The sequence below is a fragment of the Lentzea sp. NBRC 105346 genome, assembly GCF_030269605.1.
GTDB lineage: Bacteria > Actinomycetota > Actinomycetes > Mycobacteriales > Pseudonocardiaceae > Lentzea.
Genome location: NZ_BSTQ01000008.1, coordinates 120932 through 146611, shown reverse-complemented (window position 1 = coordinate 146611; position 25680 = coordinate 120932). Strand labels below are relative to the sequence as shown.

The following is a 25680-nucleotide window of genomic DNA, read 5'->3' as shown; positions in this document are numbered from 1 at the left end:
ACGTGTCCTTTCACGGGAATGGGGCGGCAGGCGACGACCGTATTTGCCTTTCGATTCACAACCGACAGAACGTGATCCGGATTACGTATCAATTGACCCAATACGTAACGAAATTGCCGACTCCTGTTGGATTACTGGCGTTCGGCGGGCGACCACGGCTGACGACGGTCGCGCCCAGCCAGTTGAACCTGGTCGCGCCCGGCCCGTTTTGCCTGGTAGAGAGCCGCATCGGCGGCCGCCAGCAGCCCCTCGACGGTGTCCTCGCTGACGTCCGGCCACACCGCGACACCGATGCTCACGCCGAATCCGCCGATAGCTCCGACCCGCAGGGTATGCACCTGGGTGCGAATTCTTTCGGCGATCACCATGGCCTCGGCCGCGTCCACACCGGGAAGCAGCACGGCGAACTCCTCGCCGCCGAATCGGCCGACCGAATCGCCGCGCCGGACCGCGCCGTCCAATGTGGCGGCGATCTGTCGCAGGACTTCGTCGCCGACCTGGTGGCCGTGTGTGTCGTTGATGTCCTTGAAGTGGTCGACGTCCACCATGAACAGCCCGAGCCGCGTGCCCGGCTGCTGGGCCAGCCGGTGCAGCTCCATCCGTGCCTGCAGGTGCCACGCCTCGGCGTTCAGCAGGCCGGTCTTGGTGTCGGTGCGGGCGGCGAGCTCCAGCTGGTGGATGAGCACCGTGCGGTGCAGCGCGACGGCCGCGACGACCATGGGCACCGCGAAACCGGGCCACCACAGCGTCCCGAGGGCGACGAACCCGCCCAGCGCCAGCTGACCGGCCTCCAGCAGGTTGTCGCCCGCGGTGCCGATCGCCTCACGCGGGTGCACCTTCGCGGTCATCACCACGATGCCCGCGACCAGCGCAGTGTTCACCGTCCAGTGCGTGGCACCCGACACGACCAAAGAGAGCAGATCGTTGAACCCGGACGGCGTACCGTCCGTAAACCCGGTCAGCCGGGCGACGGAGCCCGCCGCGAGCACGACCAGGGTCATCATCGAGGCGGTGAAGACGGAACGATGTGGTGGTCTGGACGCGTCCCAACGGCCTACCATCCACCATCGGTGCAGGTAGATGACCGCGACGAGGAGTACCGCGGGGAGCGCGGGGAGTGCCAGTGCGCCAGCGAAGATCCAGATGCTGCACAGGTCGACGTGCGGCACCCGGCTGTGGTCACGCCTGATCCGCTCGATCCACTGCGAGGCCTGCAGGTGGGCGACCGCGCACGCGGCGAACACCCCGAACGTGACCCATGAGCGCGCGCCGACCGGACGCGCCGCCAGTACGGCGAGCGTCAGCGCGGCAACGTCCACCAGTAGGACGTAGGCCACCGCCCGGCGGGGCAGTGACCATAGAGACCACGTCATCTGCAAAAAGTAACCCGTTCATGGAGGTGAACACCATGCGCGACAAGATCTGGTGACTACACACCCGACCATGCGGCGGCCGCGGCGAGCGCCAGCACCGTTCCGAAGGCGCCCGCCACGGCAATCGTGACGGCCGCACTGCCCGTCCATGACGCGACAACGCCCCCGAGGGCGACACCGATCCCCTGGGCGGCGATCAGCCCGCTGCGGGCGAACCCGAGCGCCTGCCCGCGCCGCTCGGGTGGCACGAGCCGCACGAACGTGGCCCCGGCCGTGATCTGGTACGCGCTCGCGCACCCGGACAGCGCCAGCAGGGCGAGCGCGACGGCGAGGTTCGGGCTGGTCAGATAGCCCAGCAACGGCAGGCTCGTGCCCACGGCCAGCACGCCCAGCCAGCGGGAACGGTCCTTCAGGAACCTGAGCAGGAACGCGCCGACGATCATGCCCGCGGGATCGGCGGCCAGCAGCAGGCCGACTGCGGCGGCACCGGCACCGACCTCGTTCGCGAACGGCGCCGCCAGCCCCTCCGGCACCACGCTGAACAGGGCCAGCCAGCCCAGCAGCATGAGGATCCGCAGCTTGCGGTCGCGCCACACCAGGCCGGCGCCGTCCCGGATCTGGGCCGCCCACTCCCGCCACCTCGTACGGGTGGTGACCTGGGGCGCCGGCGGGTTGCGGGAGGGCTGCGACGCCGGCCGTTCCCGCAGGCCGACGCGCAGCACGAGCGCCGAGAGCGCGAACGTCGCCGCGTCCACGGCGAGCGCGCCCGACGTGCCCAGCAGCGCCACGACCACGCCACCGCCCGCGAACCCGGCGAGCAGGCCGGCCTGGTGCGTGACCAGGTGCACGGACTGGCCGTCCTCGTACCGCTCCCCCAGCACCTCGGGCAGCAACGCCCCCTGCGCGGCGGCGAACGGCGGTTCCGCGAGCTGGACCAGGACCAGCAGCGCCGCCAGGACCACGAGCGGCGTGCCGGGGATCGCCATCAGGCCGACGAGCGCGGCCCGGACGAGGTCGCTGGTCACCATGACCGTCCGCCGCGGGAACCGGTCCGCCAGGCCGCTGAGCAGCACGCCCGACACCAGGTTCGGCAGCATCGTGAGCGCGTAGGTCAGCGCGGTCCACGCGGGCGAGTGCGTGCGGTCGAAGACCAGGACCGACAACGCGACGCGTGCGAGCTGGTCGCCCGCGATCGAGAAGAGCTCGGCCGTCCAGAGCGTCCTGAACTCCCCGATCGCGAAGACACCAGCCCGCACGCTTTGCCTCTCAGTCCGGCGATCACACCAGGTCGCGTCGCACGGTGAGCCACGCGGCGATCAGTGCGAACACCGCAAGGTAACCCGCCACCAGCAGCGACGCGGTAACGCCACTCAGATCCGTGAGTACCCCGGGAGCGCCCGTCGCCCCGAACGCCCCCGCCAGATTGCCCGCCGCACCACCCGGCAGCACCTTCGTCACGTCCGCGACCGGCCCCAGCAGCGCGCCGACACCCCGCAACAGGTTCTCCGCGACGATCGACCACAGCAGCCCCAGCCCGACGGCCAGCGCCGGCCCGCGGGTGATCACACCGAGGAAGACACCCATGGCGGCCCACATGCCCGCGATCAGGCCCGCGGCGCCGAGACCCTGTACGACATGGTCGAACGACGGCATCGACCAGGACTGGTTTTCCATGGTCGCGATCGACAATGCCGCACCGAAGTCGACAACGAACGTCAGCGCCACGAGCACCACGACGATCGTGCCGACCGCGGCCAGCGTGCCGCCCATCGCGCTGATCCGGCGCGGACCGGCCGTCAGCGTCGTCTTCCACGTCCCCCAGCCATACCCGCTGCCCACCGCCAGCGCGGCCAGCACCAGCACGATCGCGCCGCCGAACATCGGCAGCCCGCGCACCACGGCCTCCGCCGCCTCGGCCGGCATCATCTGCGCCATCAGTTGCGCGCCGGACCCGCCGCCGCGGCTGGTGTCGCCACTCTTGTAGGCGACGTAGTTGAAGACGTACCCGAACGTCAGCGTCATCACGAGCCAGACGCCGATCAGCACCCACGTCGCGGGCCACTTGACCAGGCGCAACAGCTCGGCCCTATAGCTACCCATCACCGAACACCTGCCGTCATCTCGAAAAAGACCTCTTCCAAAGTCCGGCGCAGTGGCCGGATCTCACGGACGTCGACGTCCGCCTCCACCAGCGCCCGGACGATCTTGGGCGCGTCCTCCTCGGACGCGTGCACGTGCAGCGCACCGTCGACGACCGAGCTGTTCTCGACCACCCGTTCGGCAATGTCGAACGGATCGGCGCGGACCAGCAGCACGGTGTCGCCCCGCAGTTCCTGCACGCTGCTCTCGGCGACCAGCCGTCCGTTCGAGATCACGCCGACGCGGTCGCAGATCTCCTCGACCTCGCCCAGCAGGTGACTCGACAACAGCACGGTCTGCCCCTGGCGCTTGAGCTCACGGACGAGGTCGCGCATGTCGGCCATGCCCGCCGGGTCGAGCCCGTTCGTGGGCTCGTCGAGGATCAGCAGCTCGGGCTGGCCGAGCAACGCCGCCGCGACGCCGAGCCGTTGCTTCATGCCCAGCGAGTAGGACTTGAACTTGGCGTTCTTGGCGTCGCTCAGGTCCACCTGCTCCAGCACGGCGTCGACCTCGATGTCCGTCCGGTCGCGCCGCCGGGCGTGCACCCTGAGGTTGTCCCGTCCGGACAGGTACGGGAAGAAGCCCGGCCCCTCGATCAGCGAGCCGATCCGCAGCAGGGCCTTCGGGCTGCCGGGCGGCTCGCCGAGGACCCGCGCGGTTCCGCTGGTCGGCTTGACGAGCCCGAGCAGCATCCGGATGGTGGTCGTCTTGCCCGCGCCGTTCGGCCCGAGGAACCCGTAGACCTCGCCCGCCCGGACGTTCAGCTCCACCGCGTCGACCACGGTCTTGTCGCCGTAGCGTTTCGTCAGTTTCTCCGTCGTCACGATCATGGCTACGAGCTTGCTTCCCGAGCTTGTAGTTCGTCGTCCGCTCGGAAGCGGCTTCGAAATACGCACATCTGCGTACGCCCTCGGTCCTATCGTTCTCAGCATGCGGATCAGGTGGTACGACGTGGCGCTGGCGCTGGGACTGACGGTCATCGGCATCGGTGGCACGCGTTTCGCCGCGCGTCTGCAGCACCTGCCGAGCCCCGGTGTACTGGGCTACTCGCTCATCGTCCTCGCCGCGCTCGCCATGCTGCTGCGCAGCGTCCGTCCGCTGTGGACGTTCGTGCTCGCCGTCGCGGCGATCGCGGTGTACCTGTGGCTCGGATTCCCGTTCGGCCCGATCCTGCTGAGCGGTGTGGCGGCCGTGTACACCGTCGGGTTGCGGTGTTCCGTGCGGGTGGCGCTGATCTGCTGCGTCGCCTATCTGTTCGCCGTGGCGCCGGGCTGGCTGCAGGACCCGCTCGGCTGGATCACGTGGGCGCTGGGCTGGATCTTCCTGCCCGCGGTCGCCGGTGTGCTGGTGCGGATCTGGCGCCGGTCCCGCGTGGAGCAACGCGAGCACGCCGTGACCGAGGAACGTCTGCGCCTGGCCCAGGAGGTACACGACGTCGTCGGGCACGGCCTCTCGGTGATCGCGATGCAGGCCGGCGTCGCGCTGCACGTGCTGGACCGCGACCCGGCGAAGGCGCGGGCGTCGCTGGAAGCCATCCGTGACGCCTCGCGGGAGTCGCTGGCGGATCTGCGCGGCGAGCTGGAGGCCATGCGCGGCAACGCACCCCTGCGTCCGTCCACTGCGGACTTCCCGGCACTGGCCGCCCGGATGCGCTCGGCCGGCCTGCCCGTGTCACTGGTGGTGTCCGTCGATTCTCTCCCCGAGAACGTCGAGACCGCCGCCTACCGCATCGTGCAGGAGTCGCTGACGAACGTCCTGCGCCACGCGGGCCCCGGCGCGACCGCGTCGGTGGACGTGTCCTGTTCGGACGGCGCGCTGGTCGTCACGGTGGCCGACACCGGGCACGCCGGGTCGTTCGCCGAGGGCAGCGGCATCACGGGCATGCGCCGCCGGGCGACGGCGCTGGGGGGCACGTTGGATGCCGGTCCTGCGGATTCCGGCGGCTTCGCGGTCGTCGCCCGGATACCGTTGCCGTCATGATCCGGGTGGTGGTCGCCGACGACCAGGCTTTGGTCCGCATGGGCCTGCGCACGCTGTTCGAGGTCGAGGACGACATCTCACTCGTCGGCGAGGCCGCCGACGGCCGCGAGGCGCTCGACGTGATCCGGCGGACGCGCCCCGACGTGGCGTTCCTCGACATCCGCATGCCGGTTTTCGACGGGCTCGAAGTGTTGCGTCGCGTCACGTCCGATCCGGCCCTGGGTGACGTGCGGGTCGTCATGCTGACGACGTTCGAGCTCGACGAGTACGTCTTCGAGGCGCTCCGGTCCGGCGCCAGTGGCTTCCTCGTCAAGGACAGCGACCCGGCCGACCTGCTCCGGGCCGTGCGCGTCGTGGCCGACGGCGGGTCGCTGTTGTCCCCCACCGTGACGCGCCGCGTCATCGAACGGTTCTCCTCCGGCGTGCCCGCGAAACCCGTGGCGCACCTGGACAAGCTCACCGAACGTGAGCGGGAGATCATGCGGCACGTCGCCACCGGCGCGTCCAACGACGAGATCGCCGAACGCCTCGTCATCTCCCCCGCGACGGTCCGCACGCACGTGTCCCGCGCCATGATCAAGCTCGGGGCGCGGGACCGCGCGCAGCTCGTCGTGTTCGCGGTGCAGTCCGGACTGACCTGACCCGTCACTCCTCGATCGCGCCGCCGACCGAACGCAGGTGGTCGCGGAACGTCAGCGAGGGGTTCTTCTCGCGGCGGGCCAGGAAGGCGTCGAACCGCACCTGGCTGCGCAGCGACTCGCCGTCGCGGATCAGCTCGGCCTGCCTGCGCTCGGTGTCCCGGATCCCCTCGGCCAGCTCGAGCATCCGGTCGACCTGCGCGGCGGGCAGGAACAACACCCCGTCGTCGTCCCCGAAGACGACGTCGTCGGACGTGACCCTCCACTCCCCCACCTGCGCGAATGCCAGCGCACCCTCCGGCCGTTCGTCCAGCCGCAGCGGACCGGTCGGGATCGAGCCGGTGCTGAACACCGGCAGGCCGATCGCCCGGATGTCCGCGGTGTCGCGATGCAGACCCCAGATCACGACACCGCCGAGCCCGGCCGCCGCGGCCTCCAAAACCACGAGGTCGCCGACGCAGCTCTCGTCGGTCCGCCCGCCGTTGTCGACGACGAGGACGTCCCCTTCAGCAGCAGATTCGAACGCCTCCAGGAACACGTCCACGCTGCCGCAGTGGCGGGCGGGCAGGACGCGGCCGAAGACGCGCATCCCGGGGTCGAGGGCCTGAACCGCCGACGGGGCGCAGCGCACCGGGATCCCGGCGCGCAGGCACGCGTCCGCGACGTGCGCGGTGGTGAGATCCATGCGATCAGCCTATAAGCGACCTGACCCCGTCGGCGATCTCCGGCGGGATCGCCGAGTACTCGTACGGCGGCTCCGGGTCGTACTCGATGGCGAGCTGCACGGTCTGCGCGACCGCGTCGCCGAACTCCAGCCCCACCAGCCGCAACGCCATGTCGATGCCCGCGGACACACCCGCCGCGGTGATCACCTTGCCGGAGCGCACGACGCGGTCGGTGCTGACCTCGACCCCACGTCCCGCCAGGAAATCCCTTACCGCCCAATGCGTTGTGGCGATGTCGACCAGGCCGGCCTCCGCGAGCAACGTCGACCCCGTGCACACCGAGGTCGTCCAGCGGGTGGACTGATGAACCGCCCGCAACCACGAGATCAGCGCGGTGTCGTCCAGTGCTTCCTTCCAGTGGCTGCTGCCCGGCACCACGACGACATCGACGGCCGGAAGCTCGTCGAACGTCGTGGTAGGAGCCATGACCAAACCCTGGTCGGCCCGGACCAGATCCCTGGAGGCTGCCACGAAATGGGGCCGTACCAGGGGAATCCCGGACAGCACCTCGTACGGGCCGATCAGATCCAGCGCCGTCATGTTCGGGTATAAGACAAAGGCGACGTCCATCAGGCAACCCCCGTGGTCTGGAAACGAGCGCGATAACTGCCCGGCGGGACGCCGAGCACGCGAAGGAAGGCGCGGCGCATGGTCTCGGCCGAGCCGAAACCGCTGCGACGGGCCACAACATCAAGGGATTCGGCACCGGCCAGCAGTTCCGCCGCCGCCTCCACCCGAGCGCGTTCGACGTACTGCGCGGGCGAAAGTCCCACGTGACGCGGAAAGATCCGGGCGAAGTGACGCGTGCTCATCGCGGCCTGGCGCGCCATCGTGGGCACCGTCCACTCGCGACCCGGATCGTCGGCGATCGCGTCGAGCAACGCCCGCAGCGCGTCGTCGCGCACCGGCTGGAGCCTGCTGCGCACGCTGAACTGCGACTGGCCGCCCGGCCGTTGCAGGAACACGACGAGGTACTGGGCGATGCGGCGGGCCAGCGCCGCGCCGTGGTCCTGTTCGATCATCGCCAGCGCCAGGTCGATGCCCGCGGTGACGCCGGCCGAGGTGATGACGTTGCCGTCGGACACGAAGATCGCGTCACGGTCGACGTCAACGCCGCACGCGGCCAGCTCGTCGAGGAACGCCCAGTGCGTGGTCGCGCGGCGCCCCTCCAGCAACCCGGCGCCGGCGAGCACGAGCGAGCCGACGCAGATCCCCGCGACACGCCGGGCTCCGGTGGCGACGCGGCGCAGGTGCCCGGTGAACACCGGATCCTTTGCCACGTCGGGATATCCCCACCCGCCGACGACGATGACCGTGTCGATCGGACGGTCGATCGCGGCCAGGTCGTCGTGCACGCCGATCGTCACGCCCGCGGTCGCCGTGATCGACTCGCCCCCGAGCGACGCGACCGTCACCCGATAGCGCCGCTCACCGGCGTAGTTCGCGTACGTGAAAGCCTCGATCGGCCCAGCCAGGTCCAGCATCGCCGCGTCGTCGTACCCGACGAGGACGATCTCCCGTTCCTTCCCCACGCCTCCAGAGTCCAGCAAGATCCTGATGGCGGCAACGACATGGTTCCCACGGATTCGGCCATGCGGTTCGAAGACGGCTGGCGACCCACTTTCGCCGTTCCGCGAACAACGGCGGCCCGGACCGTCCACACTGGCCGCCGTGAAGATCGCGCTTCAGGTCGGTATGGCCTGGCTGGGGGGCGTGCTGGCTTTCCTCGGCCTCGGAATTCTGATGTTCCTGTTCTTCGCGGCCAAGTCGGCGGGCGGTGTCGCCGTGCTGACCGGTGTCGTGGTCGCGTTGTACGTGCTGCTCGGCCTCGCCGTGTGGGATGGGCGGTGGTACGAGCGGATCGCGTGGGGTGTCACCGTCGGGCTGCTGGGCGTCGTGGGCACGATCTTCGTCATGACTCTGGCCGACGACTGGCACGCGCCGCAGCTCGCCGGCTTCGTGCTCACCGGCATCTCGTACGCGGTCGTGGCCGCGCTGTGGGCGCGCAACTGGTGGGTGCGCGGCGCGGGTGCGTTCGTGCTGGTCTCGGCGCTGATGTTCGCGCCGGCCGAAACCTACACCGAGTTCGCGCGGGTCTTCGCCCGCCTGCACTAGCGGATGATCAGGACCGATTCTGGGCAGCAGCGCCCGCCGGATCCACGCGTACTCCCGTGCCGCGACGGCGTCGCTCATTCCCAGCCGGTGGCGAGCGAGGACGAGCTGGCTAAACAGCAGGCGGCCGATCCTCATACGGCGTCGACAACACCACCGTCGTGCGCGTCGACACGTGCGCCGACTCCCGGATCTGCCGCAACAGATCCTCCAGCGCGGCAGGCGACGCGACCCGCACCCGCAGCACGTACGACGCATCCCCCGCGACCGAGTAGCACGCCTCGATCTGCGGCAGGTGCTCCAGCCGCTTCGGGTAGTCGTCCGGCGCCGCCGGGTCGATCGGGAACAACGAGATGAACGCCGTCAGCGGCAGCCCGATCTCGTCCCCGTCGAGCCGCGCGGCGTAGCCCTTCAGCACGCCGCGCTGCTCCAGGCGCTTCACCCGCTGGTGCACCGCGGAGACGCTCAGCCCGACCCGCTCGGCGAGGTCGGTGAAGCTGCACCGCCCGTCGGCGGCCAGCTCCTTGAGGATGGCGCGGTCGATCGGCTCCAGGCTCAAAGCACCACCAGCTCGTGTGGACGGTTGTTGAACGACTCGACGCCGGTCTCGGTCGCGACCACGATGTCCTCGATCCGCGCGCCCCAGCGGCCGGGCAGGTAGATGCCCGGCTCGACGCTGAACGCCATGCCCGGCTCCAGCGGCAACGCGTTGCCGCTCACGATGTACGGCTCCTCGTGCACGTCCAGGCCGATGCCGTGGCCGGTGCGGTGCACGAAGTACTCGCCGAACCCGGCGTCGGCGATGATCGACCGTGCGACATTGTCGATCTCCTCGCACGTGACGCCCGGCTTGACCGCCTCGACGGCCGCCTGCTGCGCGGCCTGCAGCACCGCGTAGGTGCTGAACACGTCGTCGTACTTCGGCTCGCCGAGCACGTAGGTGCGGGTCGAGTCCGAGTTGTAGCCCTCGGCGACCGGACCGCCGATGTCGATGACCACGACGTCGCCGTGCTCGATCACCCGGTCGGAGTCGCGGTGGTGCGGCGACGCGCCGTTCGGGCCGGAGCCGACGATCACGAAGTCCGCGACCGTGTGGCCCTCCTCGACGATCGCGGCGGCGATGTCCTTCGCGACCTCGGCCTCGGTGCGGCCGGCGCGCAGGAACTCACCCATCCGGGCGTGCACCCGGTCGATCGCCGCGCCCGCCTTGCGCAGCGCCGCCACCTCGGAGGCGTCCTTGCGCATGCGCAGCTCGCGCAGGACCGGCCCGGCCAGCGTCTGCTCGCCGCCGAGCGCCTCGCGCAGCCGCAGGTTGTGCAACGCGGGCATCATGTCCGCGACCGCGACGCGGCCGGTGTTCGACAATGCCGAACGGACCAGCGCGTACGGGTCCTCACCGTCGACCCAGGTGACGACCTGGACGCCCAGCTCGTCGGTCGGGATGCCCGCGTAGCCGGGCTGCTCCAGCTTCGGCACGACCAGCACCGGCGTCCCGTCGACCGGCAGCACGAGGCAGGTGAGCCGTTCGAACGACTCGCCGCCCGCGCCGATCAGGTACCGCAGGTCCGAACCGGGCGAGATGAGCAGTGCGTCGACTCCGGCGCCGGCGGCCGCATTCGTGGTGCGGGTGAGCCGGGCCTTCAGGGCAGACACGTCGATGGGTCCGGTGATCGTTGCCATGGTCGTGAGCCTAGGCCATGCCTGGTCGGCCCACGTTCGCGATAGTCGCGCCCGAAGGCGTCGGACACGCCTCTTGTCGAACGGGACCCGACAGACACGGCCTAGTAGGTTGACGCGGTGAGCTCTCCCCTGGTGCTGCTGGACTCCGCGAGTTTGTACTTCCGGTCGTACTACGCGCTGCCGGACTCGATGACCGCGCCCGACGGGACGCCGATCAACGCCGTGCGCGGCTTCGTCGACACGATCGCCCGCGTCATCACCGACCGCAAGGCCGCGCGCCTGGTCGCGTGTCTCGACGCGGACTGGCGACCCGAGTTCCGGGTCGCGCTGCTGCCGTCCTACAAGGCGCAGCGGGTCGACGTGGTGGCCGCCGACGGCTCCGAAGAGGTGCCGGACACGCTGACGCCGCAGATCCCGATCATCCTCGACGTGCTGGACGCCGCGGGCATCTGCACCGCCGAGGCCGCCGGTTACGAGGCCGACGACGTGATCGGCGCGCTCGCGCACCGCGAGACCCGCTCGGCCGTCGAGGTCGTCACCGGCGACCGCGACATGTTCCAGGTGGTCCGCGACGAGCCGACGCCGGTGCGCGTGCTCTACGTCGGGCGCGGCTGGAACAAGCTGGAGGAGCTCGGCCCCGTCGAGCTGGCCGCGAAGTACTCGCTGCCGGTCGCGACCGCCGGTTCCGCCTACGCCGACATGGCCGTGCTGCGCGGCGACCCCTCCGACGGCCTGCCGGGCGTGGCGGGCATCGGCGAGAAGACCGCCGCGAAGCTGATCACCGAGTTCGGCTCGCTGGACGCGCTGCTGGCCGCGGTCAACGACCCGCGTGACCGCAAGCTCACCGCCCGCGCGCGCACCAGCCTGCTGGCCGCCGAGGCCTACCTCGCCGTCGCGCCCACGGTCGTCCGCACGGCGCTGGACGCCCCGGTGATCCTCGACCGCGACGACGCCGTGCCGTCGGCGCCCGCCGACCCGGTCCGGCTCAAGGAGCTGACCGAACGCTGGGGCCTGGGCAGCTCGGTGCCCCGCCTGATCAACGCCATGGAACGCCGCTGATCGCGATCGCCGCCCGCCGCCTGTTCGACGGCGAGACGCTGGTCGACCGGCGCGTGATGGTGTTCATTGAGGACGGGCGCATCGTCTCGGTGACCCCCGACGCGCCTGGGCCCGTGACCGACCTCGGCGACGTGACGCTGCTGCCGGGGTTGGTCGACGCCCACAGCCACCTGGCCTTCCGGCCGCCGTTGGACATCGAACAGCTGACCACGGACGACGACGAAGCGCTGCTCAAACGCATGCGGACGCACGCCCAGCAGGCCCTGCGCGCGGGAATCACCACCGTTCGCGATCTGGGCGATCGGAACTACCTCGGCCTCACGCTGCGGGCGGAACAGGACGGTCCGGAACTGCTCGTGTCCGGACCGCCGATCACCACGCCCGGCGGCCACTGCTGGTTCCTCGGCGGCGCGACCACCGACGTGCGTGCAGCGGTGCGGGAACGGGTGGAACGCCAGGTCGACGTGATCAAGGTGATGGCGACCGGCGGCAGCGTCACGCCCGGCAGTTCGATGCAGGAATCGCAGTTCACCCTGGACGAGCTGCGCGTCATCGTCGACACCGCCCACGACGCGGGGATACGGGTCACCGCCCACGCCCACGGCGCCCAAGGGATCGCGGACGCCGTACGCGCCGGGGTGGACGGCATCGAGCACTGCACGTTCATCGGTGCCGAGCCCGACTGGACTACCGTCGCCGCGATCGCCGAGGCGGGGATCTTCGTCGGGGTGACGGTCGGCCGGACGCCGCCATCGCCACGGGCCGACGCGATCCGGGCCATGTACGCGCGCATGCACCGCGACGGCGTTCGCCTGGTGTGCTCGTCCGACGCCGGCATCACAGCCCGGAAACCGCACGACGTCCTGCCCCTGGTCGTGCCCGAGTTCGTGAGCTTCACCGAGTCCACCCCAACAGCCGGGCTCAAGGCGGTCACCAGCCTCGCGGCCCAATCGTGCGGAGTCGGCCACCGCAAAGGCCGGATCGCGCCGGGGTACGACGCCGACCTGCTCGCCGTGTCCGGAAACCCGGTGGCCGACCTCCAAGCACTGACCGGCGTCCACGCCGTGTTCCGCGCCGGACAACGAATCCGCTGATCAGAAGTACGTGCCGCACCAGGGCGACTGCGAGATCGCGAAGAGCCGGTCGGCGTTCGCCGTCGCGCCGGAGATCCGGTTCGCCGCGGCCAGCTGCGTGAACGTCACGCCACCCAGGTAGGCCGCGCCCAGCAGGTCGACGGTGAGCTCGATGTCGGGTGACAGGTCGGTGCGCGTCGCGCCGTCCGGGGTGATCAGGTACGACCCGGCGTTCGCCGGGATCAGCCGGTCCGTCACGCCGAGCACGACCGGGTCGCCATCGCCGTAGGTGCGCTCCGCGAGCATGCGCGGCACGTCGACCAGCCGCAGCCACGTCTCGTCCTCGACCTCGGTCGTGCGGGCCGTACGGGGCTCGGCGAACAGGAACTCGAGCGGTTCGTCGAGGGGCCGCAGCCACGCCTCGATCTCGTCGACCAGGTCGACGCCGACCAGGAACCGCCACAGGTCTGCCCACGCGCCGGACGTCGGCGCGATGAGGTCGTACACCTGCAGCAGCTTCGAGTTCTCCTTGTGCTCCACCTTGTAGATGACGAACCCGTCGTCCCCGTCCGGTCCACTGTGGACGGCGTAGGCGAACTGCTCGTCCGGCTTGGCGCCACGGATGTTCATCTCCCACCACCCCGCCCAGCGCCCGATGGCACCCGGCCGCGTCAGGCCGATGCGGTCGTAGATCTCGGGCAGCAGCTTCGCCGCGCCGTCGCGGTCGATCAGCCGCACCCGCCCCACCGGGTCGCCGGGCACGGACGCCCGCGCACGCTGGATCCGGACGGTCCGGCCGCGGGTGGCGACGCCGTAGCCGTAGCGGCCGTAGATCAGGCCCTCGGAGGCGCGCAGCGTGGCGACCGGCTCGCTGAGTCCCTCCAGCTGGGCTCGTTTCAACGCGCTCAGCACACCGCGCCGTGTGTGGTCGGCCCGCACGCCCACGCGACTCACCGCCGCGTGCGGCACAACGGCGCCACCGGGCACCACCAGGCTGGAGGGGAACGTCTGGACCGCGCCGACCAGGTCGCCGTCGGCGAACGCGCCCAGCGCGCGCCCCGGCTCGTACGACTTGCGCACGACCTCCCACAGCTCGTCCGGCGCGGGCGCGTAGTGCAGCGTGCCGCGGAACAGCGTGTGGTGGGCGCGGTACTGGGTCTCGTCGAGAACGCGGATCTCGGTCACGCCCGCGATCCTCTCTCGGGAGGGACGCGGACGCGACCGACTTACCGTCACATGTCAGCCGGTGGGCTGACCGACCTCGTACTCGCCGTCCTCGGTCTTGACCGTGATCTTGACCGTCTTGTCCTTGCCGCCGACCTGCACCTTGCAGGTGAACGAGGTGTTCGGCTTGACCTGGTTCTCACCGGTGCAGTTGGCGCTGCCGACGTCCGAGATCTTGTACTCGTCCTTGAGGATCTTCACGATGCCGTTCTGCACGGCGGTGTTGTCGAAGATCTTCTTCTTGAAGAACGCGGGCGACACGAAGCCGGTGAAGAGCACCGCGCCGACGACCAGCACGACGACGACGGCGATCACCCAGATCATCGCGCTGGACTTCTTCTGGGCGGGCGGCGCGCCGAACTGACCGGGCGCCCCGTACTGACCGGGCTGGCCGTACTGACCCGGCTGCTGACCGGGCACGCCGTACTGCTGCGTCTGCTGGCCATACGGGTCGGGCTGACCGTAGGGCTGCTGCGCGGGCTGGCCGTAGGGGTTGCTCTGCGGCTGGTTCGGGTCGTAGCCGGGGTACGGCTGCTGCCCAGGCTGCTGGGGCTGCTGTGGCTGGCCGTACGGGTTCTGAGCCGGGAACCCACCGGACGGGGTGCCGGTCGGGTAGCCGCCACCGTAGGGCTGCTGGCCCCACTGCTGCTGCGGATCGTTCCCTCCGGACGGTCCGTACGGGCTGCTCATTGCTCGACCTCCGTGTTCACATCAGTTCGGCGCGATCCAACCACATTGATCGGGCGCCACCCACTCCGACGCCCGAACGTTTCTCATACCGTGGCCATGGCCACGACCCCTCGGCGCAACGCGTCTACGGCCTTTGCCGCAGCGGCGCCCACCGGGTCCTTCCCGCCGACCACGTCCCGGATCTGGTCGAGCAGGTCGATCACCTGCCGGCACCACCGCACGAAGTCACCCGCGCCGAGCTCGGCGCCGCTGGCCTCGGCCGCGCTGAGCACCTTCTCCAACGACTCGCCGCGCGCCCAGCGGAACACCGGCCAGGCGAAACCGGGGTCCGGCTGACGCGTCGTGCGCTCCAGCTTGTGGGCCCGCTCGTCGTCCTCGATCTCCGCCCACAGCCGGATGGTCGCGGTCATCGCGTCCGACACCGCGCCCTGCGGCAGCGCCGCGTCGACCGGGCCGTCGCGGCGCGCCTCGTACACCAGCGACGACACCACGGCCGCCAGCTCGGGCGGCCCGAGGCCCTTCCACACGCCGTGCCGCAGGCATTCCGCGGCCAGCAGGTCCGACTCGCTGTACAACCGGGTCAGCCGCTTGCCGTGCTCGGTGACCGCGTCGTCCTCGCTCAGGTAGCCGCGCTGCCGCAGCAGCGCGCGGATGCGGTCGAACTGCCGTGCCAGCGAGTGCGTCGTCGCCGACACCTTGCGCTCCAGCTGCTCGGTCTCCGACAGCAGCCGGTGGTAGCGCTCTCCCCAGCGCGCGTGGTCCTCGCGCTGCTCGCAGCCGTGGCACGGGTGCGCGCGCAACGCCCGGCGCAGCGTCGCCAGCTCGGCGTCGTCGTCCGGGGTCGTCTTCTTGCGCCGCCCCGACGGCGCCACGATGCCGGTGTTGCGCAGCGTCGACGCCAGGTCGCGCCGGGACCGGGGTGACCGCACGTCGACCTGCCGCGGCAGCCGGACGTGCCCGAGCACCTCGACCGGCGCCGGGAAGTCCGCCGACGACAGGCGGCCGGCCCACCGGTCCTCGGTGACGACGAGCGGCCGCGCCTCGCCGAGCGGCTCCAGCCCCGGATCGATGACGATCGCCAGCCCGGTCCGGCGCCCGGACGGAACGGCGATCACGTCGCCCTTGCGGAGCTTCTCCAGCGACTTGGCGGCCTCGATGCGCCGCGCGTTGGTGTTCTGCCGGGACAACGTCTTCTCGCGGTCCGCGATCCGCCTGCGCAGCGTCGCGTACTCCTCGAAGTCGCCGAGGTGGCACGTCATCGACTCGCTGTACCCGTGCAGCGCCTCGCGGTTGCGGTCGATCCGCCGCGCCAGCCCCACGACCGACCGGTCCGCCTGGAACTGCGCGAACGACTGCTCGAGGATCTCGCGCGCGGCGGCGGCACCGAGCTGGTGCACCAGGTTGACGGCCATGTTGTAGCCCGGCCGGAACGAGCTTCTGAGCGGATACGTCCGGGTCGACGCGAGACCGCCGACCTGCTTGGGGTCGATGCCGGGCTGCCACACGACGACCGCGTGCCCCTCGACGTCGATCCCCCGGCGGCCGGCGCGGCCGGTGAGCTGCGTGTACTCCCCCGGCGTCAGGTCGACGTGCGCCTCGCCGTTGTACTTGACGAGCTTCTCGAGGACGACCGTGCGCGCGGGCATGTTGATGCCCAGCGCGAGCGTCTCGGTCGCGAACACGACCTTCACGAGGCCGCGGACGAACAGCTCCTCGACGGTCTCCTTGAACGCCGGCAGCAGCCCCGCGTGGTGCGACGCGATGCCGCGCTCCAGAGCCTCGCGCCACTCCCAGTACCCGAGCACCATCAGGTCGGCCTCGGGCAGGTCGCGGGTCTTCTCGTCGATGATCACCCGGACCTGGTCGGTCTCCTCCGGGGTGTTGAGCCGCAGCCCGGCCCGCGCGGTCTGCGCGACCGCCGCGTCACAGCCGGCGCGGCTGAACACGAACACGATCGCGGGCAGCAGCCCGGCCTGGTCGAGCCGCTGGATCATGTCGATCCTGCTGGGTGGCTTGTAGCCGCTGTTGCGCGGCGGGCGCCCGCCGTTGCCCTTGCGCCCGCGGCTCCACGGCACGTGGAACCGCGTCAGCTCCTCGGTCTGCCGCAGCACCTGCGAGTTGATCCGCGCGCGCTGCTCATCACCCTCGAACAGGTCGAGCATCCGGTTGCCGACGATCATGTGCTGCCACAGCGGCACCGGCCGGTGCTCGTCGACCACGACGGTCGTGTCGCCGCGCACCTCGACCAGCCACTCGCCGAACTCCTCGGCATTGCTGACGGTCGCGGAGAGGCTGACGACCCGCACGTGCTCGGGCAGGTGCAGGATCACCTCCTCCCACACCGGTCCGCGGAACCGGTCCGCGAGGTAGTGCACCTCGTCCATGACGACGTACGACAGGCCATCGAGCGTGCTGGAGCCCGCGTAGAGCATGTTGCGCAGCACCTCGGTCGTCATGACGACGATGGGCGCGCCGCCGTTGACCGACGTGTCGCCGGTCAGCAGGCCGACCTTGTCCGCGCCGTACCGGTTGACCAGGTCGGAGAACTTCTGGTTCGACAACGCCTTGATCGGCGTCGTGTAGAAGCACTTCCGGCCCTCGCTCAACGCGAGATGGACGGCGAACTCCCCGACCACGGTCTTGCCCGCGCCCGTCGGGGCGCACACGAGCACGCCGTGGCCGTCCTCCAGCGCCTCACAAGCCTGCCGCTGGAACGGGTCGAGCTCGAAGGAGATCACTGAGCCGAAATCGGCCAGCTTGGGCCTTGCCGCCTTGCGGCGGGAGGCCGCGTAAGCCTCGGCGGGGGACGAGGAGGTACCTGACACCCCTCAAGGCTTTCACATCGGGCGAGCGGGTGCGTCCGCGATGATTGTTTTCACTCTACACTGAAGTCATTGAGACCACCGTGAGAGCGTCCGGAACCGTCTCCATCGACAACGGCAGCTCCGCCTGCCGCTCCCCGTCCGCGTACCCGACCCACCCGTTGTCCCCGGACAACGCCACCGAACGAGCCCGGAACGTCCGCACATAGGGATGCTCGGTGTGGTGCCCGGTCCGCAACGTGGGCAGCGTCTTGACCAGCGTGAACCGGCTGACCTTGGACACCACGGTCACGTCGAACAGCCCGTCGTCGGCCCGCGCGTCCGGGCACACCGGGATGCCACCGCCGTAGCACCGCGTGTTGCCGACGGCCACCAATGTCGCGTCCAGTTCGACAATGTCGGACTCCGTCTCGATGACCAGCGGTGCCGCGCGCAACGCGGCCAGCTCGGCCACCGCCGCGAGGTCGTAGCGCCGCGGCCCGGACGGCCAGCGCATCGCGTTGGCCCGCTCGTTCACCGCCGAGTCGAATCCCGCGCACAGCACGGTCGCGAACCAGGTGCCGGTCGAGAGCCGGCCGAGATCCATCGTCCGGCGCGAACCGCGTACGACATCGTCGACCGAAGTGGTGCCACAGGCCTTGGCGAGGTCGTTGCCCGTTCCGGCGGGCACGATGCCGAGCGCCGTGGGCGTCCCCGCGCACGCCTGCATGGCGAGGTGGGCGGCTCCGTCGCCGCCCAGCACGACCAACAGGTCCACACCGTCCTCGACCGCCCGGCGCGCCAGGGCCAGCGTGCCCTCGGCGTCGGACGCCACGAGCAGGTCGACGTTCGACATTGCCGAACGCAGTTCGGCAGCCGTGGAGCCGGCCATCTTGGCGGCCCGCCCCTTACCGGAGGCGGGCACGACCAGCAGTGCCGCGCGCGTCACGTGGCTTCGTCGTAGTTGACGCGCTTCTCGCCGGGGAGATTGCCCTCGGCGTCGGACGGGATGTACTCGGGCGACGCCTCGTCGTCCGAGAGGCCGTCCCAGCCGTCGTCCTTGCGTTCCCGCGCCTTGCGCTTGTCGTGGACGCGCGCGATCTGGATGGCGAGCTCGAACAGGCCCGTCAGTGCGACGGCCAGCGCGACCATCGAGATCGGGTCGGTGCCCGGCGTGGCGATCGCGGCGAACACGAACAGGCCCATGATCAGGCCGCGCCGCCACTTGTTGAGCTTCTCGTACGAGATGATCCCGGCGCGGTTCAGCATCACCACGAGCAGCGGGAGCTCGAAGCTCACGCCGAAGATCACCAGCAGGGACAGCACGAACGAGATGTACTTGCCACCGGTGAGCGCGGTGATGAACTGGTCGCCACCGAAGCCCATCAGCACCTTCAGGCCCTGAGGCACCACCCAGTAGGCGAGCACGGCGCCCGCGCAGAACAGGATCGCCGCGAAGAACACGAAGGTGCGCGCGAACCTGCGCTCCTTCGCGTACAGGCCGGGCGTGATGAACGCCCACAGCTGGTACAGCCAGGCCGGGCTGAACATGACCATGCCCGCCGCCGTGCCGACCTTCAGCTGGATCATGAAGGCCTCGAACGGCTCCGTCTGCAGCAGCTTGCACTCGCCGCCGATGTCGGCGCGGAACGGCTTGAGGTCCGGCTGGCAGTACGGATCGGTCATCAGCTTCCCGAGCGACGGGATCGGACCGATCTTGAACATGAACCAGAGGAACCCGAGCACCGCCCCCAGGGCGACCCACAACAACGCGACACCGAGCCGATGACGCAGCTCGTACAGGTGTTCCTTGAGCGACATGGTGCCGTCGGGGTTGCCCCGACGGCGCTTGCCGCGTTCCCGGCGTTCGGCGAACCACCGGAACGGACTTGCCACCTCGCTAACCGTCCTTACAGGTCAGTAACCGAAGACGGTCAGCTGTTGGCCTTGTTCTGCTGCGTCTGCTCGATCGGCGGCGCGACCTGCGGCTGCTGCTGAACCTGCGGCTGGGCCGGCGGAAGCTGCTGGGGCTGCTGCTGAACCGGCTGCTGCTGGGCGGGCTCGTCCGACGCGTCGGGGTCGCGCAGGCCCTTGGTCTCGGCCTTGAAGATCTTGGCCGACCGGCCGAGCGAACGCGCCATGTCGGGCAGCTTCTTCGCACCGAACAGCAGGATGATCACCACAGCGATGATGATCAGCTCGGTGGGTCCGAGGTTAGGCACGGTGATCCTCCTGTCTCCCCCGCATCGATCGTACGCGGGGTCCGCCCTCGCGGGCCTGATCCGGACGCCGTTCGGCGAAGGCCACCTTCAGCGCCGCGGACCGCGCCTTGAGCAGACCAACGCCGTCGCCGACCCTGTCACTCACCAGAGTGCGTGTGCTGGTGAATCGGCGCAAGGATCGGATGACTCGGGCCATGATCGCAACCAGCACGACCAGTCCGAGCCCGACCAGCACCAGTGTCGGCGTGTACGGCACGTCATAACCGTATACGGCCTAGGTGGACAAAAGATGATCCGCCCGCCTCAATGCTTCTTCCGCGCGGCTCCTGACCTGCGCCGCGAGCTCCTCCGGCTGCTCGACGTGCACTTCACCGCCGAGGCCGAGCAGCAGCCGGACCATCCACGACGTGTCCGCGTACCGCATCAGCACCCGCGTGCGGCCGTCGCCGAGCTCGGTGACCAGGTCGACCGGGTAGTACTCGGCCACCCAGTGCGCGTCGGGCTCCAGGGTCAGGATGGCGAGCCGCTGGCCATCCTCCGGCTGGAACAACCCCTCCGATGTATCGGTCGGTTCGGCGTGCGGTGGCGGCGCCGACGGCTCGTCCAGCTCGGTCACCTCGTCGATCCGGTCGACGCGGAACAGCCGCACGCCCAGCGCCGACCGGCACCAGGCCTCGAGGTACCCGCGCCCCTCTACGAGCAGCAGCCGCATCGGGTCGACCACGCGGTCGCTGATCTGGTCGTGGGCCTGCGAGTAGTACCTGATCCGCAGCGCGCGCTCGTGCTTGACGGCGTGCGAGACGGTGTCGCGGATCTGCGTGGTCTCCGCGCGTTCCCGCAGGCCCAGCCCCACGGCGAGCCCGGCGGGCTGCGCGTCGCCCACGGCCTTCTCGATCTTCGCGAGCGCCCGCTGCACGGCGTCGGTGTCGACGACGCCGGGCGTCTCGGCGAGCGCGCGCAACGCGACGAGCAGGCTGGCCGCCTCGGCCGCGGTGAGCCGCAGCGGCCGCTCCAGGCCCGCGTCGAAGCTGACCGTGATCCGGTCGCCCTCGAAGGTGATGTCGATCAGGTCGCCGGGCCCGTAGCCGGGCAGGCCGCACATCCACAGCAGCTCGAGGTCCTTGCGCAGCTGCTTCGGCGTGATGCCGAAGTCCGCGGCGGCCTCGGCGACGTCGATGTCCGGCCGGTTGAGCAGGTACGGCACGAGCGCGAGCAACCGCGGCAGCCGGTCGTTAGCGGCGTTCACTCTCGAGCACCCCCAGCAGTCGTTCCCGGACGGACTTGGCGAGCAGTTCCGGTTCGAGCACCACGACGTCCGGCCCGAAGCCGGCGATCCACTTGGCGGCGCTGTCCGGGAACTTGAGATCGAGTTCGATGACGTCGCCGTCGTCCCGGCGGTCGACGATCGTCGCGTGCCTGCGCAACCCGTGCGCCCGGTCCTTGGCCACCCACAGCTTCGCGGGTGCGCTCGGCGTCGGCGCGACCTCCGTGCGGGCCACGAAGCTCAGCAGGTCGAGCCCCTCGGGCACCTGCACCTCACCGGCCTTGCCGACGGTCTGGACGGCCCCGGCGACGCGCGACAGCCGGAAGCAGCGCGGCGCGTCCCGGTCCCGGTCGTGCCCGACGAGGTACCACCGCCCGCGCCACGCGACGACACCCCACGGTTCGACGGTCCGCGTCTTGGGCTGCGCGGGCGGCGGCGGCCGGTAGTCGAACCGCACCGCCTGCGCCTTCTGCACCGCCGCGAGCAGCGGCGGGAACGCGGGCTCGCTCGTGCGCACCTTGGGCTCCACGACCGCGGGCGCGGCGTCGTCGACGTCCACGCCCGCGGCCCGCAGCTTGATCAACGCCCCGTGCACGGCGCCGGTGAGCTGCGGCGAGTCCCACAGCCGCGCGGCCAGCGCCACGGCAGCGGCTTCATCGGGTTCGAGGTCGATGTCGCCCAGCTCGTAGTCGCGCCGCGCGATCCGGTACCCATCGGAGAAGGTCCCGTCGACGCCCTTGCCGGTCTCCAGCGGCACGCCGAGGTCGCGCAGTTCGGACTTGTCGCGTTCGAACATGCGGAAGAACGCCTCGTCCGTCGGTGCGTCGGCGTAGCCCGGGACGATGGCGCGGATGCGCTCGGCTGTCAGGAACTGGCGGGTCGACAGCAGGCACAACACCAGGTTGACGAGTCTCTCGGCGCGTGCGATTGCCACGCACAGACCCTAACGCCGATCGTCGTTCACTCACGCGAGGACTCGTCGTCAACGGGCCGTTGACCCGAAGTTCTCGATGGCCTCGACGAGTTCCTCGGGTGCCTCCTCGGCGATGTGGTGCCCGCAGTCGATGCTCCGGCCGCGTACGTCGGCCGCCCATTCGCGCCACACCGCGAGCACGTCGCCGTAGAGGTCGCCGAGGTCGTCCCGCGACGCCCACAACACCAGCACCGGGCACTCGATCTTCTTGCCCGCGGCGTGATCGGCCAGGTCCAGCGGTCCGTCGATCTCCAGCCCGGCCCGGTAGTCGCCGCACATCGCGCGCACGGTCTCGGGGTCGTGGATGGCTTTCTGGAAGTCCGCCCAGTTCTCCTCGCCCATCCGATCGGCCTTGTCGGCGTACTTCGCGCGGTACCAGGTGTCCGGGTCGGCGCTGATCACGCGTGCGGCGGTGTCCTGCTGCGCCAGGAAGAACCAGTGCCACCAGCGGCTGGCGAAGGTCGCGTCGCAGCGTTGCAGCGCGGCACCGATCGGGACCACGTCCAGCGCGATGAGCTTCGAAACCCGTTCGGGATGGTCGAACGCGAGCCGCGTCGCGACGTAACCACCGCGATCGTGTCCGACAATGTCGAACGAGTCGTACCTGCTCATCAGCCGCACGAGGTCGCGGGCCATCGCGCGCTTCGAGTAGTCACCGGGCTTGCTGGACTCGCCGTAGCCGCGCAGGTCCGGGCAGACGACCGTGTGCGTCCGCGCCAGCAGCGGTGCCACGCGGTGCCACGTCGTGTGCGTGCGCGGGTGCCCGTGCAGCAGGAGGACCGGCGGCCCGACACCACCGGTCCTCACCCGCAGCACGGCCTCACCGACGTCGACACGACGCAGCTCGAAGCCGTCGAACACCTCGGTGATCTACCCGAGTGCGCCGCGCGACAAACGCCCGACCCGCCCCTTCTCGCCCGCGGCCCAGCACGTGTGCGAGCAGTCCACGGTGTCGAAACTGCCGTCGTCGGCCTTGCTCCAGTGCTGACCGTCGCGGCTGACGTCCGTGCCCGTCGGGCCGACGGCGACCAGCGACCGGCCCTGGTAGGCGACACCGGACCGGTACCCGACCGGCGCCTGCTTCGTGGGGTTCCAGGTCTTCCCGTCCCGCGTCAGCGCGAGCGCCGGCGTGGGATCGGTGGGCTTGAGGTAGTCGCCGCCGATCGCGACGCCCTGCCACGGCGTCCGGAACGCCACCGCGAACACACCCGCCGCGGCCCCGCTGGGCAGCGGGGTGTCAGATGCCGCCCAGGTGCGCCCACCGTTGCGCGAGTGCAGGACGCGGGCCTTCGCGCCGCCGCCGGTAGCGATCCACGCGCTGTTGCCGCTCGTGGTGATGCACTGCCCACTGGCCGCGAACGCGAACTCGCCTTCGAGAGCGTCCGGCATCTCGGTCGGTGCGAGCTGCCAGGACCGACCTCCGTCCTTTGTGGACAGAACCCGGAACTTCCCGTCGACCGGGTCGCTGAGCGCGAGACCCCGCCAGCGGTCGAAGAACGCCACGCAGTCGTAGAACGCCTTGGGGTCGGTGTTGCGGAACGACTCCCGCCACGTGCGGCCGCCGTCGTTCGTGCGGTAGATGCGCGAGGCCTCGCCCTCGCCGATCGACAGCGCCACCGCCGTGTCGCGGTCGAACGCCTCGATGTCGCGGAAGTCGAGTGTCTGGGTGTCGGGCGGGGCGACGGACTGCCACGACCGGCCGCCGTCGGTTGTTCTGAGCACGGTGCCCTTGCTGCCGCTGACCCAGGCGACCTGGCTGTTGACGGCCGACAGGCCGCGCAGGCGGGCGTCGGTACCGGTGGGCTTCAGCTCCCAGAAGGGCGCGTCGGCTTGTGCGACCCCAGGGAGGAGCAGGACTAGCGAACCCAAGACGAACGAACAGAGTGCCGCGATGATCCTCATGCGCGGCACTCTGCCACTCCGATCTTGCCGGTGGGACCCGTCGATCAGCGGTTCAACAGCGCGGACAGCTCCTCCACGACCTGGGCAGGCTAAGGCCGTTCGGCATCGTCGAACGCAAGCCGCGTAGCGGGCGCGGTCCAGACGAGGGTCGTCCAGCCCACCTGCCACTCCGAGCCCGCCCGCGCCCCCTCCGATCAGCCGTTCAGCAACGCCGGCAGCTCCTCCACGACCTGGGCAGGCGAAGGCCGTTCGACATCGTCATCGACGACGGCGGCCACGTGAGCGCGCACGTCTACCACAACATCGCGTTCGTCGAGAAAGGCGTGAACTCCGAGGGCGGCGCGCCGTCGTGGATTCCGCGAGAGCCGCTGGCGCCGGACGCGCACTGGTGATTGCTATGGGGGGAGCTTTCCCAGCGCTGACGGCTGGGAAAGCTCCCCCCATAGCAATGAGTCAGAGCGAGGAGATGAGCCGTTCGACGCGCTCGTCGACCGCCCGGAACGGGTCCTTGCACAGCACGGTCCGCTGCGCCTGGTCGTTCAGCTTGAGGTGCACCCAGTCGACGGTGAAGTCACGCCCGGCGGCCTGGGCCGCGGCGATGAAGTCACCGCGCAGCTTGGCGCGCGTGGTCTGCGGCGGCGTGTCCTTGGCGGCCTCGATCTCGCCGTCGTCGGTCACCCGCTCCACCTGGCCCTTGCGCTGCAGCAGGTCGAAGATGCCGCGGCCGCGCCGGATGTCGTGGTACGCCAGGTCCAGCTGCGCGATGCGCGGGTTGGACAGGTCCATGTCGTGCTTGGCCTGGTAGCGCTCCATCAGCCGGTGCTTGATGGCCCAGTCGATCTCGCGGTCGATCTTCGACAGGTCCTGCGACTCGACGGAGTCCAGGGTGCGGCCCCACAGCTCGATGACGCGCTGCGCCATCGGGTCCGGGGAGCGCTTGGCCGTGTGCTCGACGGCGCGTTCGTAGTACTCGCGCTGGATGTCGAGCGCCGAGGCCTCCTTGCCGCCGGCCAGGCGGACGGTGCGGCGGCCGGTCAGGTCGTGGCTGATCTCGCGGATCGCGCGGATCGGGTTGTCCAGCGAGAAGTCCCGGAACTGGACGCCCTGCTCGATCATCTCCAGCACGAGGTTCGCGCTGCCGACCTTCAGCAGCGTCGTCACCTCGGACATGTTCGAGTCGCCGACGATGACGTGCAGGCGCCGATAGCGCTCGGCGTCCGCATGAGGCTCGTCGCGCGTGTTGATGATCGGGCGGGACCGGGTCGTCGCCGACGACACGCCCTCCCAGATGTGCTCGGCGCGCTGCGAGAGGCAGTACACCGCGCCGCGCGGGGTCTGCAGCACCTTGCCCGCGCCGCAGATGAGCTGGCGCGTCACGAGGAACGGCAGCAGCACGTCCGCGATGCGGGAGAACTCACCGGCGCGCGCCACCAGGTAGTTCTCGTGGCACCCGTACGAGTTGCCCGCGGAGTCGGTGTTGTTCTTGAACAGGAATATGTCGCCGCCGATGCCCTCGTCGGCCAGCCTGCGCTCGGCGTCGACCAGCAGGTCCTCGAGGATCCGCTCCCCCGCCTTGTCGTGGGTGACGAGCTGGGCCAGGTCGTCGCACTCGGCCGTGGCGTACTCCGGGTGCGAGCCGACGTCCAGGTAGAGCCGAGAACCGTTGCGCAGGAAGACGTTCGACGAACGCCCCCACGACACGACCCGGCGGAACAGGTAACGCGCGACCTCGTCCGGGGACAGCCGACGCTGCCCGTGGAAGGTGCACGTCACCCCGAACTCTGTCTCAATGCCGAAGATCCGCCGCTGCATCCCTCAACAGTAG

26 protein-coding genes are annotated in these 25680 nt (G+C 70.3%); 5 read left to right on the top strand and 21 right to left on the bottom strand.

Going from position 1 to position 25680, the window contains the following annotated elements; all coding sequences use genetic code 11:
* Positions 1-131: 131 nt before the first annotated feature.
* From QSK35_RS18930 to QSK35_RS18915, 4 genes are read right to left on the bottom strand one after another with little or no spacing between them, the layout of a single operon-like run.
* Positions 132-1373, bottom strand: coding sequence for a sensor domain-containing diguanylate cyclase (locus QSK35_RS18930; RefSeq protein WP_285747890.1), 1242 nt, complete (start codon positions 1371-1373; stop codon positions 132-134).
* A gap of 56 nt (positions 1374-1429) precedes the next feature.
* Positions 1430-2629 (bottom strand): MFS transporter, encoded by a 1200-nt coding sequence (locus tag QSK35_RS18925; RefSeq protein ID WP_285747889.1) that lies wholly within the window; start codon positions 2627-2629, stop codon positions 1430-1432.
* A 22-nt stretch (positions 2630-2651) separates the two neighbouring features.
* On the bottom strand, positions 2652-3473 hold the full coding sequence (locus tag QSK35_RS18920) for an ABC transporter permease (RefSeq protein WP_285747886.1): 822 nt from the start codon (positions 3471-3473) through the stop codon (positions 2652-2654).
* Positions 3473-4342 (bottom strand): ABC transporter ATP-binding protein, encoded by an 870-nt coding sequence (locus QSK35_RS18915; protein ID WP_285747884.1) that lies wholly within the window; start codon positions 4340-4342, stop codon positions 3473-3475. Before QSK35_RS18915 ends, QSK35_RS18920 begins: the two co-directional genes overlap by 1 nt.
* Before the next feature lie 100 nt (positions 4343-4442).
* Between QSK35_RS18915 and QSK35_RS18910 the strand changes: the two genes are divergently transcribed.
* Both QSK35_RS18910 and QSK35_RS18905 read left to right on the top strand, forming a co-directional pair.
* On the top strand, positions 4443-5492 hold the full coding sequence (locus QSK35_RS18910; RefSeq protein WP_285747883.1) for a sensor histidine kinase: 1050 nt from the start codon (positions 4443-4445) through the stop codon (positions 5490-5492).
* Complete coding sequence (locus QSK35_RS18905) at positions 5489-6133, top strand: response regulator (RefSeq protein WP_285747881.1); 645 nt, start codon at positions 5489-5491, stop codon at positions 6131-6133. Before QSK35_RS18910 ends, QSK35_RS18905 begins: the two co-directional genes overlap by 4 nt.
* 4 nt (positions 6134-6137) lie before the next feature.
* Here QSK35_RS18905 and QSK35_RS18900 read toward each other — a convergent pair whose 3' ends face one another.
* Genes QSK35_RS18900 through QSK35_RS18890 form a run of 3 tightly spaced genes read right to left on the bottom strand, consistent with a single transcriptional unit; the run spans position 6138 to position 8387 of the window.
* Positions 6138-6815, bottom strand: coding sequence for an RraA family protein (locus QSK35_RS18900; RefSeq protein WP_285747879.1), 678 nt, complete (start codon positions 6813-6815; stop codon positions 6138-6140).
* Between the two features lie 4 nt (positions 6816-6819).
* Positions 6820-7425, bottom strand: a complete 606-nt coding sequence (locus tag QSK35_RS18895) for a DJ-1/PfpI family protein (RefSeq protein WP_285747877.1) — start codon at positions 7423-7425, stop codon at positions 6820-6822.
* Positions 7425-8387 (bottom strand): GlxA family transcriptional regulator, encoded by a 963-nt coding sequence (locus QSK35_RS18890; RefSeq protein ID WP_285747875.1) that lies wholly within the window; start codon positions 8385-8387, stop codon positions 7425-7427. The genes QSK35_RS18895 and QSK35_RS18890 overlap by 1 nt, the downstream gene beginning before the upstream one ends.
* Positions 8388-8526: 139 nt before the next feature.
* On the opposite strand from QSK35_RS18890, the gene QSK35_RS18885 reads away from it, so the two are divergent.
* Positions 8527-8970: a hypothetical protein gene (locus QSK35_RS18885; RefSeq protein WP_285747873.1), complete on the top strand. Its 444-nt coding sequence runs from the start codon at positions 8527-8529 to the stop codon at positions 8968-8970.
* A 109-nt stretch (positions 8971-9079) separates the two neighbouring features.
* On the opposite strand, the gene QSK35_RS18880 is transcribed toward QSK35_RS18885, so the two are convergent.
* Together QSK35_RS18880 and QSK35_RS18875 are read right to left on the bottom strand one after the other, a co-directional pair.
* A complete protein-coding gene (locus tag QSK35_RS18880) occupies positions 9080-9520 on the bottom strand; it encodes an Lrp/AsnC family transcriptional regulator (RefSeq protein WP_502881688.1) in 441 nt (146 codons plus the stop codon).
* 2 nt (positions 9521-9522) lie between these two features.
* Positions 9523-10647, bottom strand: coding sequence for a M24 family metallopeptidase (locus QSK35_RS18875; protein ID WP_285747869.1), 1125 nt, complete (start codon positions 10645-10647; stop codon positions 9523-9525).
* 117 nt (positions 10648-10764) lie between these two features.
* Here QSK35_RS18875 and QSK35_RS18870 point away from each other — a divergent pair, with 117 nt between their 5' ends.
* Positions 10765-11706, top strand: a complete 942-nt coding sequence (locus QSK35_RS18870; RefSeq protein WP_285747867.1) for a 5'-3' exonuclease — start codon at positions 10765-10767, stop codon at positions 11704-11706.
* Between the two features lie 56 nt (positions 11707-11762).
* The gene (locus QSK35_RS18865; RefSeq protein WP_285748285.1) at positions 11763-12800 is read left to right on the top strand and encodes a metal-dependent hydrolase family protein; all 1038 of its coding nucleotides are present in this window, start codon (positions 11763-11765) and stop codon (positions 12798-12800) included.
* Here QSK35_RS18865 and QSK35_RS18860 read toward each other — a convergent pair whose 3' ends face one another.
* From QSK35_RS18860 to pafA, 12 genes are all read right to left on the bottom strand, one after another.
* Positions 12801-13964: a GNAT family N-acetyltransferase gene (locus QSK35_RS18860; RefSeq protein ID WP_285747864.1), complete on the bottom strand. Its 1164-nt coding sequence runs from the start codon at positions 13962-13964 to the stop codon at positions 12801-12803.
* A 54-nt stretch (positions 13965-14018) separates the two neighbouring features.
* Complete coding sequence (locus tag QSK35_RS18855; protein WP_285747862.1) at positions 14019-14693, bottom strand: DUF4333 domain-containing protein; 675 nt, start codon at positions 14691-14693, stop codon at positions 14019-14021.
* An 83-nt stretch (positions 14694-14776) separates the two neighbouring features.
* Positions 14777-17518, bottom strand: coding sequence for a DEAD/DEAH box helicase (locus QSK35_RS18850; RefSeq protein WP_285747860.1), 2742 nt, complete (start codon positions 17516-17518; stop codon positions 14777-14779).
* Between the two features lie 55 nt (positions 17519-17573).
* The gene (locus QSK35_RS18845; RefSeq protein ID WP_285747857.1) at positions 17574-18443 is read right to left on the bottom strand and encodes a diacylglycerol/lipid kinase family protein; all 870 of its coding nucleotides are present in this window, start codon (positions 18441-18443) and stop codon (positions 17574-17576) included.
* On the bottom strand, positions 18440-19315 hold the full coding sequence (gene tatC / locus QSK35_RS18840; protein ID WP_285748283.1) for a twin-arginine translocase subunit TatC: 876 nt from the start codon (positions 19313-19315) through the stop codon (positions 18440-18442). The genes QSK35_RS18845 and tatC overlap by 4 nt, the downstream gene beginning before the upstream one ends.
* Positions 19316-19428: 113 nt before the next feature.
* Positions 19429-19716, bottom strand: coding sequence for a Sec-independent protein translocase subunit TatA (gene tatA / locus QSK35_RS18835; protein WP_285747855.1), 288 nt, complete (start codon positions 19714-19716; stop codon positions 19429-19431).
* On the bottom strand, positions 19709-19972 hold the full coding sequence (locus QSK35_RS18830; protein ID WP_285747853.1) for a bacteriophage holin: 264 nt from the start codon (positions 19970-19972) through the stop codon (positions 19709-19711). Before QSK35_RS18830 ends, tatA begins: the two co-directional genes overlap by 8 nt.
* Before the next feature lie 18 nt (positions 19973-19990).
* Positions 19991-20962, bottom strand: coding sequence for a helix-turn-helix transcriptional regulator (locus QSK35_RS18825; protein WP_285747851.1), 972 nt, complete (start codon positions 20960-20962; stop codon positions 19991-19993).
* Positions 20949-21914, bottom strand: a complete 966-nt coding sequence (locus QSK35_RS18820) for a helix-turn-helix transcriptional regulator (RefSeq protein ID WP_285747848.1) — start codon at positions 21912-21914, stop codon at positions 20949-20951. The genes QSK35_RS18825 and QSK35_RS18820 overlap by 14 nt, the downstream gene beginning before the upstream one ends.
* Before the next feature lie 48 nt (positions 21915-21962).
* Positions 21963-22814: an alpha/beta fold hydrolase gene (locus tag QSK35_RS18815; RefSeq protein WP_285747847.1), complete on the bottom strand. Its 852-nt coding sequence runs from the start codon at positions 22812-22814 to the stop codon at positions 21963-21965.
* A 9-nt stretch (positions 22815-22823) separates the two neighbouring features.
* Positions 22824-23855, bottom strand: a complete 1032-nt coding sequence (locus QSK35_RS18810) for a beta propeller repeat protein (RefSeq protein WP_285747844.1) — start codon at positions 23853-23855, stop codon at positions 22824-22826.
* A gap of 453 nt (positions 23856-24308) precedes the next feature.
* Positions 24309-25667 carry a Pup--protein ligase gene (gene pafA, locus QSK35_RS18805; RefSeq protein WP_285747842.1) on the bottom strand — a complete coding sequence of 453 codons (1359 nt, stop codon included), beginning with the start codon at positions 25665-25667 and terminating at the stop codon, positions 24309-24311.
* Positions 25668-25680: the final 13 nt, after the last annotated feature.